The organism is Brevundimonas sp. (assembly GCF_044239655.1).
GTDB lineage: Bacteria > Pseudomonadota > Alphaproteobacteria > Caulobacterales > Caulobacteraceae > Brevundimonas.
The window spans coordinates 31,845-41,762 of sequence record NZ_JBIIAY010000013.1; the positions used below are offsets into that span (position 1 = coordinate 31,845).

Consider the following 9,918-nt stretch of genomic DNA (forward strand, 5'->3'; position numbering starts at 1 on the left):
GTCTCCGCCTGATGCGGGCGCAGCCTATAGACGGGGAATCGTCCGGTGTCGTCCTGAACCACGCTTTTTAAGCGTCGAGTTCCGCCACCGCCGTCTCGAACGCCCAATCCAGCCATGGCGTCACGGCCTCGACGTCCGCCGTCTCCACTGTCGGCCCGCACCACAGTCGCAATCCGGCCGGCGCCTTGCGATAGGATTCGACGTCGAACGCCGCGCCCTGGGCCTCCAGCAGAGCCTTCATCCGCATGACGAAGGCGTACCGCCCCGCCTCGTCCAGACCGGCCACACGCGGATCGACGATCTTCAGGCAGACCGACGTCGTTGAACGCGTCTCCGGCCGGTTGGCCAGAAACTCGATCCAGGGCGTCCGCTCGACCCAGGCTTCCAGCACGGCGAAGTTGGCGTCCGTCCGGCGATGCAGTTCGGCAAGGCCGCCTACCGACAGCCCCCATTCCACCGCATCGATCCAGTCCTCGATCGTCAGAACCGACATGGTGTTGACGACCACGCCCGTGGCCAGGGCTCGGTCGAACCGGCCCTTGTCGTCGGTCAGCTTGAGCACCTTGGGCAGGGGCCGATCCGGGGTGTAGCTATCCAGCCGATCGACGGCGCGCGGCGACAGGCACAGGACGCCGATCCCCGCTTCCCCGCCCAGAGCCTTCTGGAACGAGAACCCGACCACATCCACCTTGGCCCAGTCCAGCGGCATGCCGAATGCCGCAGAGGTCGCATCGCAGATCACGATGCCCTCGCGATCCGCCGAGATGAAGTCGGCGTTCGGCACCCGAACCCCCGCCGTCGTCCCGTTCCAGGGAAACACCAGATCCTTCTTCGGATCGACCCGGGTCAGGTCGGGCAGGTCGCCCCACCCCGCCGACAGCACCTCAGGCTCCAGCTTCAGCCGGTCCTTGACCGCCGTTTCCCACTGTTTCCCGAAATTCTCGAACGCCACGACCTGCACCGGGTGCTCGCCCAGCATGCCCCACAGTGCCGCCTCGATCGCACCGGTCTGGGAGCCCGGCACGTACAGCATCTGGAAATCCCCGGGGACTTCCAGCAACCGCCGCGTCAGGGTCAGCGCCTCGGCGAACCGTGCGACGACTTCGGGCGCACGGATGCCCCTGCCCAGCAGATTTTGCGGCAATCCCGCCAGCGAATAGCCCGGCCGTTTCGCCGTCGGACCCGCGCTGAACCAGGGCCTCGCCGGCCTCACACTCGGCTTGATCGTCATCGTTAGCGTCCCGGCTTGTAGGGGCGCTTGTCGCGCCACTCCTGGGCAAAGGCCTTCAGCGCCTCATCGGGCGTATCAGGCAGCATCACCACGATCCGTGCCTTCAGGTCGCCTCGGCGCCCGCCGACCATGGCGCCGCGACCTTTCAACCTCAGCGTCTGGCCCGAGTTCGATCCTGCGGGGATCGTCACCGACACGACGCCCTCGGGCGTCTGCGCCTGCACCTTGCCGCCCAGCACCGCGTCGGGCACCGACACCGGCAGATCCATGGTCAGGTCGGCACCGTCCACCTTGAACACCGGATGCACCGCGATCTTCAGCTCGATCAGGGCGTCGCCCGGCTCGGTCCGTCCCGGCGTTCCCTGTCCGCGCAGCCGTATCGTCTGACCGTCCGTGGCGCCTTTCGGGATAGTGACATCCAGCGTCCGGCCGTCCGAGAACTGGATTCGACGCGTCGCCCCGGCGATCGAGTCCTCCAGGCTGATTTCGAGCGAAGCCCGCACGTCCTGGCCGCGCCCGAACGCCGCACGTCCCCCGCCGCCGCCTGCACCGGCACCGGCACCGCCGCCGAACCGTCCAAACAGTTCTTCCAGATCGATATTGTCGAAACTGGCCCGGCCGCCCGGTCCGCCCTCATGACGAGGTCCCCCGCCAAAGCCCCCGGCGAATCCGCCCGCGCCGCCCGCGCCGAACGGGCTGCCGCGTCCGCCGGTCGCTCCCGCGTACTGCTCACGCCCATCGGCGTCGATCTGGCCCGAATCGTATTTGGCGCGCTTTTCCTTGTCGCCCAGAACGTCGAACGCGCCGGTCACCCGCTGGAATCGCTCCAGCTTGGCCTTGTCGCCGGGATTGGTGTCGGGGTGCAGTTCCTTGGCCAGCTTTCGGAACGCCTTCTTGATCTCGTCCGCGCTCGCGCCCCTGGAAACGCCAAGTTCCTTGTAGGGATCGCCCGCCACGTCTGATCTGCTCCTTCAAGCCCGGCCGTCATCACGGCGTCATCCGCCTGACCGTGAGCGTCAGTTAAGCCATGAGCGCGTCAAAGCAATGGGCTTTCAGCCTGCGAACGCCACCGTGGCCTCACCGCCCCACCCCATTCTGCCGTCCGACTGCGCCACGCCGATCCGCGCCGAAGGCCCGACACCGCCCGGAAAGTCGGCCGCGATCTCGGCCGCCGCATAGACCGCCTCACTCCCCTCGACCTCGAACTGGCGAACGACATCCCCGCCGTCGAAGACCCTGACCCGGAACCGCAGAGGATCGCTCGCGACCGGTTCGCCCTCCCAGACGTCGCCACTCGTCCGCATCCGGGCGGTCCAGGCGATGCGCGCGCCCTCGGCAATCTCACTCACCCGCAGATGCGCCGGTCGGAAAGGCCGATGATGCACCCCCGTCACGACGACGCCGCGCTCGGCCACAGCCGTACCGCCCGCCGGTCCTCCTCTCGGGCCCGCGCGCCAGACCATCGGCAGGCCGCGTTCATCGGCCGCCATCTCGACCCGCGTCAGATCGTCACCCAGAAACACCACGGTCGCGCCGACGGCGGCTCCGGCCTCCATCTCCAACTCGGTTCCCTGCTGGGCCCGCAACAGCCCGCTCAATCGCCAGGTCGATCCCCCGACGAGGGCGGCATGTCGGAACTGCACGATCTCCCATCCCGCCGTCGTCTCGATCGCCACGGCATTGGCCCCGCCCAGTACGGCCGCATCCGACAGGCTCGCCGGTGCCCCGCCCTCGACCCGGAGAGTGATCGTATTCACCTCATCCCAACGCCCGATCACACCCGCGACCAGTGGCTCTTCCAACACCCCGACCCGCGCCGGCGACAGGGCCGCACCCCGCAGGGTCAGCGCGTCAAAGCTTCCACCGGACCAGACCGCCATCGGCCGCCAGGGATCGGCCGCGACCACGGCAATGGGCCGATCATCGCCCTCGTGCCCCGGCAGCGGCGGCAGATCGAGGATGGTCAGAAACGGTGCCCCGACAGGGCGCGGCGTCTCACCGACCGACCGACCCATCCCATCCTCGCCGACCGCCCCGACCTCATGACGCGACAGAGTCGCCGTCGTCGTTTCCGCGATCTCCAGCCGATCGATGCGCCAGACGCCCTCGACATCATCGACACTGACGACATCGCCGGGTTCCAGCCGCATCGCCTCGACCGGACCCAGAGACAGGGCCAGCGTATCCGCCACACCATCGTTCAACGCATCGTTCGCCACCGCAGTGGCTAGGCCCAACCCACACACGACCGGCAAATCGAGATCGATCGCATCGCCCTCGGCATCGCTGCGCACCGTCACGGCGCCGGTCTGATAGTCGGCGCTGTCGTCGATGAAGCGCACCCGCGCCGTCCCGACGGCCGCTGCCCCTGTCCGGACCCGAACCGTTTCCGCCCCCTCGTCCGGCAGCGCCAGCGATTGCGGATCGATCGCCACCGCAGCGCTGTCCGACCCGATCAGAGCGATCTTGCCGACCCGCTCCGCGCTGGTCATGCCGAGCGCCGTCAACAGCGGTGCCAAAGCGTCTCGGGTCCGCATCGGCCGATCGATCACGAACCCCTGCACGGCCCGATCCGTGGCCCCGATCACGTAATCTTCGTCGTCCACCCCGCCGCGACGCAGGATCGCCGCCAGGATATCGGACGTATCCCCGACCAGCCGCCCGTTCAGCCAATGCCCGGCCCGCCACGCCCCCGCATCCGTCCAGACATCAGCCCTGGCCGGAAACGCCGGATAGGGCCGCGCGTCCCAGCACCAGACGTCGGCCCCGTCCAACATTGGCCCGTCATAGACCTCCGACACAGGATTGTTGGCCGGCTCGGCGAAATGCTTCAGCACCGCCTCGACCGCCCGCCGCTGCATCCGGTCGTCCCGCGCGCCCGTCGAATGGGGCGGCAGGGCGCTCTCGGCGCTCTTGGGGTCCTGGAACAGATTGGGCGCATTGCCCCCGCGATCCACGGCCGCGCAGCCGAACTCGGTCAGCCGGATCGGTTTCAACCCCGGCATCCACGCCGTCGGCGTCGCTGACCTCACGCCACCCGGCCGGTCATGATGCGCGTTCGACCACCATCCGACCAGATCCTTGGGTCGGAACACCCAGTCCTCGCCATGCGCCCCGTCCACGATCGCCGTCCGCACCTGCGCCGCGCGATCCTCAGCATCGGCATAGAACCAGTCGAACCCCTCGCCCCCGCGACCTGCGCCGCCAGATAGTCCGGGTCGCTGGCCGATGCCCAGGTCTCGGCATCGACCCCGCCGTCGCCTTCCCGCCAGTCTCCCAGAGGCGGATACCAGTCGATCGCGACATGACTGATCGCCGCATCGGCCCACAGCGGATCGAGATGGAACACCACATCGCCGGACCCATCTCCCGGCCGGAACCCGAAATATTCCGACCAGTCGGCCGCATAGGACAGTTCGACCGCGTCGCCCACGATCGCCCGGCATTCCGCCGCCAGCGTCCGGTATTGCTCCACCGCCGGATGGCCTCCGGCCGCATCCCGCGTCCAGGTCAGCCCCCGCATTTCCGACCCGATCAGCAGTCCGTCGGCCCCCGTCTCGGCCGCCAGCACCGCATAGTGCAGCGCCAATCGCCGCAGGCCCCAGTCCGACGCCGACCCGAACATAGCCGCAACCTGCGCCGACGCAGCGGCCCCGTCATCGCCCCTGATCCGCCCGCGCCACGGATAGGCCGCCTGCCGCTCACCGCCATAGGGATCAGGCAGATCATTGTCCGCCGCGATGTCCATGAACACGAACGGATACAGGGTCACCGCCCACCCCCGCGCCTTCAGCGCCGCCACCGCCTGTCGCACGCTCTCGTCAGACGGCGTCCCGCCATAGGCCGGTGCGCCGCCGATCTGGGTCACCAGATGCGCTTCGTCCCGCCCCAGTCCCGCCACCGACCAGGTCTGCGGCTCCGTCGCCTTGTCGCGCCGTTCGACGCCCGGCTTCACGCGACAATGCCCAGCCCTCAAATCGTCGCCGAACCACCCGACCACCAGACTGACCCGCTTCAGATTCGGGCACTGGGCCTCCAGCTGATCCAGCGACACGATCAGGTCCGCCCGACCCTCGGCGTTGTTCAGGTTCTCCGCCGTCGTCCTCGTCAGCCCGTCGCGCCTCAGCACGACCTCGTCGGCCAGCACGAACTCCCCGGCCCCGGGGATCAGACACACCCCCTCCAGACGCTCCTCCAGCCCATCGCCCTCAGGCCTGCGAAACACCTCGAAACTCAGCTGCGGCGCCCGATCCCCGAACGGCCCCAGCGGCAGATCCTCGAACACCACATAGGCTGTCCCGCGATAGGCCGGAGCCGCGCCTTCGACCGCCTCGATCAGAGGATCGGGCGTCTGGTCCTCGGTCCCGCGATGCACCCGCATCGTCACGCCCGACAGGTCCATCGGCTGCCCATCCGCCCAGACCCGCCCGATCCCGTCGATCGGCCCCTCGCACAGCCCCACCGCGAAACTCAGCGAATACTGGTAATCGACCGTCCTCGGCCCGGCCTTGCCGCCCCGGCTCTCCTGACGCCGCTCCAGGAACCGCGCGGCCCAGATCACCTGCCCCGTCACCCGCGCCCGCCCGAAGACACAGGCCATCGGTGCCCCGTCCGCCGACGACTGCACCTTCAGCGTCTCGATGCGTGGCCCCACCTGCCGCGCCGGCCACAGCGACGCGACCAGCCCGCGATCGACCGCCCCGCCCAGCGCCGCCCCGATCGCCCGACCGACCCCACCGCCCAGCGCCCCACCGATGCCGCCGAGAACTACCTGCGCCATTCAAACCTCGTCATCCTCGGCCAACGCGCCCAGCGAGGCCGAGCCGGGACCTGTCCAAATCCGTTCAGTTGTCCGGAAGCCGGAACACCGCTGCCAGTCGCCGTCGCCACCACGGCCCGACCCAGCTCTCCACCACCGCCCGGCCCCAATAGGCGTGGATCATCCGCCACTCCGGCCCGGCCGTTTCGCTCAGGATCGCGCAGTGCTTGACCCCTGCCCCCGCCGTCATGCGGAACACCATCACGTCGCCCAGCCGCGCTTCAACGATGGAAACCTCGACCAGCCACCGCCGCGCCGCGCCCAGCAACAGCTCCTCGCCCCCGACCTCGGCCCAGTCCGGCGAATAGGGCGGCAGCACCTCCGGCTCCTCGCCGACCACCTCGCGCCACACCCCGCGCACCAGGCCCAGGCAATCCGCCCCCTGCCCCTTCAGGCTCGCCTGATGTCGATACGGCGTCCCCAGCCAGCCCCGCGCCGCCTCCACGACCGCGCTCATCGCCGGCTCCCGCCATCATGCCGCCCGCCTTCGGCCGGATAGGCCGTCAGGAAATCGTCGCCCGGAATGTCAGGAAAGCCCCGGAAGTTGGCACCATTGCCGAACACGGCGGTGCAGGTCGCCCACGCCTTGTCACAACTCACGCCCGGAAACGCCTCGCGGTCCACGCCGCACCGCACGTCCCCCAGCACCGCATCGCACTGCCGCCTATAGGTCCGCCCGACGACCCGATCCAGCGCCGCCAACGGCCCCTCCAGATCGGCCACGAACGCCTCGCCCTCGCGCCGGATCTTCGATACCGTCCCGCGCCACAGCCGCACCTTCAGGTCCGGCCGCCGCCAGTCCACCCGCCACGCTTCGCACCGCGCGCCGTCCCAGACACCGGCCACGATGTCGGCCTCGACCAACCCGTCCTCATCCAGCGCCCCGCCGACCACGACGCTCCCCGCCTCGCCACCGACCGCCCCGTCCCGCGCCCCGGCCGTCCAGCCGCTCGCCGCCCGGCACAGCACGCCTTCGATCTGCAGGTCGCGGTCATGATCCGTGAACCCGACCCGCTCCCCGTCGCCGCGCGACAGCAACCATGCATGACACAGCGTCGCCGCCTCGCTCTCGATACGGGCGACCATCTCTTCCGGAATGTCTCGCACTCAATCCTCCCCCATTGGGGGAGGGGGACCGCGAAGCGGTGGAGGGGGCCAACCCCATACACCGGCGTTCGCATCGAACCCCCTCCTCACGGCGGCAAGACGCGCCGCGCCACCTCCCCCAACGGAGGGAGGATCTATCGCCTCAGATCCGCAGTTCGATCAGCGGCATGGCCGTCATCCGCCCGGCGCCGAAGCTCTCCAGCGTCACCTCGATCCGGTCCGCATCGAACCGCACCGGCGTGTCGAACAGAAACCCGGCCGTGACCGCGACCCCGACGCCGGGCGCCGCATCCAGCGCCACCACCCCCGTGGTCGTCTCGACCTCAAACGCTGCCCCGGGCAGCTCCACGCCGCCGACGGCGACCCTCACCGATCCCGCCACCGGCTTGCCGATCGTCCGGCCCTGATCGCCGTACGCCTTGACCAGAGAGAACACCGTCTGCGCCCCGTCCCCGACGCCCAGCGCCTGGTCCGTCGCCGCCACACTCGCGCCCGGCCCGCAAGACTTGAAATCCGCGAAATCCCGGAACCGGAACCCGTTCAATCGTCCCCGCCGTGCCTCGAAGAAGGCCGTCAGTTCCGCCATGTCGTCGAGCGATCTCAGGTTTGCCCCGATCAGATACCGCCTGCGCCCCATCGCCCACGGTGTCGAGCGCCGCTCGTGGCCCGAGGCCAGGGTCACGATCTCGGTCCGTCGCTCCACCCCGCCCGTCGATCCGAACGCCAGCCGCGCCGGCAGGCTCACCTCGTCAAAGGCCATGCCGCAATCTCCTTGTCAGCGAGCGCCTCGCGCTCAAGCAGCGAGCGACCGCGTCGCGAGCGGTAGCGCCCTAAAATCTGCGGCTTCCCAGCGCCACTGCGCGCGCCAGCATCTGCGCGATCTGGGCCTCGGACCTCAGCAGCCCCGGCAGCCCACCGTCGATCTTCAGATTGACCGTCACCGGTGCCGATCCCACCGCCTCGATCGAGCCTGCGGACGACGGCCGAAAAACCTCCGGCCCCCGCTCCCCGACCAGATAGGCCCCGCCGCCCAGCACCGCCCCCCCGTCCGCCCGCGCGCCCGAGAAGACACCGCCGACCGCCTGGGCGATCGCCTCCCCCAACCCGCCGCCGCCCCGGCCTCCGGCCGCTGCGTTCACCGCCGTCAGAACCGCCCGCGCCAGTTCGGCCAGGGTGATCTCCCCGTCCGCCGCCGCCCGTGCCAGCGACCGTGTCAGGCTTTCGCCGGCCCTTCCGAACGCGTCCTCGATCGAGGACGCCGCCCGTTCCGCAGGCTCCCTCAGCGCCTCCAGCGCCGCCGCCGCCTCCGCCGCGCGGATCGGCACGGCATCCAGGCCATCGGGTTGGTATGTGTCGGTCATGAATATCCTCCTCGTCGCCCCCTCTCCCCTTGTGGGAGAGGGCTTGAGCGCCCGAGAGCGCAGCGATCGGACTTGCGCGAAAGGGTGAGGGGTTCAACTGTCCGGTGAATCACCTGAACCGCCCACCCCTCACCCGCCCGCGCCAGGACGACGGTCAAGTGGCCGCCGTGCGCGGCCTCCCTCTCCCACAAGGGGAGAGGGTCACCTCACTCATCCGGCCACGCTTGCGCCAGCCGCTCGAGCCCGTCCCGCCCCAGCGCACCCGCCCCAGCTCCGGGCCTTTCGGTAAGCATCCGCCATTCCCTGACCGACAGCCGCCAGAACGCCTCGGGCATCACCCCCAGCCTCACCGCCTCGCCCAGCATCGCCGCCCAGGGAGTCTGCGCATCGGCCGTCATCGCGCAGCGCTGAACGCCGTCGCCACCGCCTCGGCCGCCTCCTTGGGATCGATCGCCGACCGACCCAGCGCCTCGGCCAGATCATCCTCACCGCCGCCCCGCAGAAGCGCCGCCAGCACCACGACCAGATCGCGCGCCGACAACGACCGCATCCGCTCGGCCAATTCGGCAAACCCGTTGACGCCCAGCGCCGTCTCGATCTCCGCCAGCGCCCCCAGCGTCAGGCACAGCGTCCGCTCCACCCCCGCCAGCACCGCCCGCGCCTCACCGCGAATTCCATTGCTCATCAGGCCGCTCCGAATGTGATTTCGCCGGCGCTGGCCAGGCTCATGGCGAAGCTCGCCTCGCCCTCATGCTCGCCGGCATATTCCAGCGCCGTCACCAGGAACGGCCCCTCCAGCGTGCCGAAGTCCGGCACGATCAACCGCCAGGTCTGCGCCGCCTGGGCAAAGAACGCTTCCCGGATCGCGGCGTCGGACGCAGCATCCCGAAACACCCCCTGCCCCGACACCGCCGCCGAGCGAACGCCCACACCACTCAACAGCTCGCGCCACCGGCCGGCCGAGTCGCCGTCGGTCGCATCGATCGTCTTTGCATTCAGCGAGATCGTCCGCGCCCTCAGGCCCGCCACGGTCGTGAACACCTGCGGATCGCCTCCGTCACCGATCTTCAGCAGGATGTCTTTGCCGCGTTGTGCCGCCATGTCCTCGTCTCCTCAGATGTCTTCGGTGATCGCGCGCACGCGGATCACCCCATAGGTCCGCCGCAGATCCTGGCTGCGAAACACATCGACGAACGTCGCCCTCAAACTGACCGTCTTCACGCCGTCCGCCTCCAGCACAGCCTCCTCGATCCGCGCCCGCACCGCCGCACAGATCGCCCGCGCCTCTTCCGTCCCGGCAAAGCGCGACACGCAGTGCAGGGTCAGGGTGTGCTCGATCCCGCACGCGTCCGCCGCCACCGGCCGGCTCTGCGACCGGCCGATTCTCAGGTTCGGATACG

11 protein-coding genes and 1 pseudogene are annotated in these 9,918 nt (G+C 69.7%); all 12 read right to left on the minus strand.

Annotated elements, in window-relative coordinates:
- Positions 1-67 precede the first annotated feature (67 nt).
- Positions 68-1,231, minus strand: a complete 1,164-nt coding sequence (locus ACILQR_RS03235) for a phosphoserine transaminase (protein WP_395650070.1) — start codon at positions 1,229-1,231, stop codon at positions 68-70.
- Between the two features lie 2 nt (positions 1,232-1,233).
- The gene (locus ACILQR_RS03240; protein ID WP_395650071.1) at positions 1,234-2,187 is read right to left on the minus strand and encodes a DnaJ C-terminal domain-containing protein; all 954 of its coding nucleotides are present in this window, start codon (positions 2,185-2,187) and stop codon (positions 1,234-1,236) included.
- A gap of 96 nt (positions 2,188-2,283) precedes the next feature.
- The gene (locus ACILQR_RS03245; RefSeq protein ID WP_395650080.1) at positions 2,284-4,008 is read right to left on the minus strand and encodes a phage tail protein; all 1,725 of its coding nucleotides are present in this window, start codon (positions 4,006-4,008) and stop codon (positions 2,284-2,286) included.
- 3 nt (positions 4,009-4,011) lie between these two features.
- Positions 4,012-6,011: pseudogene (locus ACILQR_RS03250) on the minus strand (glycoside hydrolase TIM-barrel-like domain-containing protein); the annotation flags it as partial.
- 64 nt (positions 6,012-6,075) lie between these two features.
- Complete coding sequence (locus ACILQR_RS03255) at positions 6,076-6,507, minus strand: NlpC/P60 family protein (protein ID WP_395650072.1); 432 nt, start codon at positions 6,505-6,507, stop codon at positions 6,076-6,078.
- Positions 6,504-7,157, minus strand: a complete 654-nt coding sequence (locus ACILQR_RS03260; protein WP_395650073.1) for a DUF2163 domain-containing protein — start codon at positions 7,155-7,157, stop codon at positions 6,504-6,506. Before ACILQR_RS03260 ends, ACILQR_RS03255 begins: the two co-directional genes overlap by 4 nt.
- Before the next feature lie 142 nt (positions 7,158-7,299).
- Positions 7,300-7,917 (minus strand): TIGR02217 family protein, encoded by a 618-nt coding sequence (locus tag ACILQR_RS03265; RefSeq protein WP_395650074.1) that lies wholly within the window; start codon positions 7,915-7,917, stop codon positions 7,300-7,302.
- A gap of 70 nt (positions 7,918-7,987) precedes the next feature.
- Positions 7,988-8,518, minus strand: coding sequence for a phage tail tape measure protein (locus ACILQR_RS03270; RefSeq protein ID WP_395650075.1), 531 nt, complete (start codon positions 8,516-8,518; stop codon positions 7,988-7,990).
- A gap of 206 nt (positions 8,519-8,724) precedes the next feature.
- The gene (locus tag ACILQR_RS03275; protein ID WP_395650076.1) at positions 8,725-8,916 is read right to left on the minus strand and encodes a phage tail assembly chaperone; all 192 of its coding nucleotides are present in this window, start codon (positions 8,914-8,916) and stop codon (positions 8,725-8,727) included.
- Positions 8,913-9,203, minus strand: a complete 291-nt coding sequence (locus tag ACILQR_RS03280; protein ID WP_395650077.1) for a GTA-gp10 family protein — start codon at positions 9,201-9,203, stop codon at positions 8,913-8,915. The genes ACILQR_RS03275 and ACILQR_RS03280 overlap by 4 nt, the downstream gene beginning before the upstream one ends.
- On the minus strand, positions 9,203-9,619 hold the full coding sequence (locus tag ACILQR_RS03285; RefSeq protein WP_395650078.1) for a phage major tail protein, TP901-1 family: 417 nt from the start codon (positions 9,617-9,619) through the stop codon (positions 9,203-9,205). Before ACILQR_RS03285 ends, ACILQR_RS03280 begins: the two co-directional genes overlap by 1 nt.
- Positions 9,620-9,631: 12 nt before the next feature.
- Positions 9,632-9,918, minus strand: a 287-nt coding sequence (locus ACILQR_RS03290; protein ID WP_395650079.1) for a DUF3168 domain-containing protein, incomplete at its 5' end; no start/stop codon positions are given.

Coding starts and splice junctions, on each gene's coding strand:
- ACILQR_RS03235 (WP_395650070.1), bottom strand. CDS start 1,231: ATGACGATCAAGCCGAGTGTGAGGCCGGCGAGGCCCTGGTTCAGCGCG.
- ACILQR_RS03245 (WP_395650080.1), bottom strand. CDS start 4,008: ATGTTGGACGGGGCCGACGTCTGGTGCTGGGACGCGCGGCCCTATCCG.
- ACILQR_RS03255 (WP_395650072.1), bottom strand. CDS start 6,507: ATGAGCGCGGTCGTGGAGGCGGCGCGGGGCTGGCTGGGGACGCCGTAT.
- ACILQR_RS03265 (WP_395650074.1), bottom strand. CDS start 7,917: ATGGCCTTTGACGAGGTGAGCCTGCCGGCGCGGCTGGCGTTCGGATCG.
- ACILQR_RS03270 (WP_395650075.1), bottom strand. CDS start 8,518: ATGACCGACACATACCAACCCGATGGCCTGGATGCCGTGCCGATCCGC.
- ACILQR_RS03275 (WP_395650076.1), bottom strand. CDS start 8,916: ATGACGGCCGATGCGCAGACTCCCTGGGCGGCGATGCTGGGCGAGGCG.
- ACILQR_RS03280 (WP_395650077.1), bottom strand. CDS start 9,203: ATGAGCAATGGAATTCGCGGTGAGGCGCGGGCGGTGCTGGCGGGGGTG.
- ACILQR_RS03285 (WP_395650078.1), bottom strand. CDS start 9,619: ATGGCGGCACAACGCGGCAAAGACATCCTGCTGAAGATCGGTGACGGA.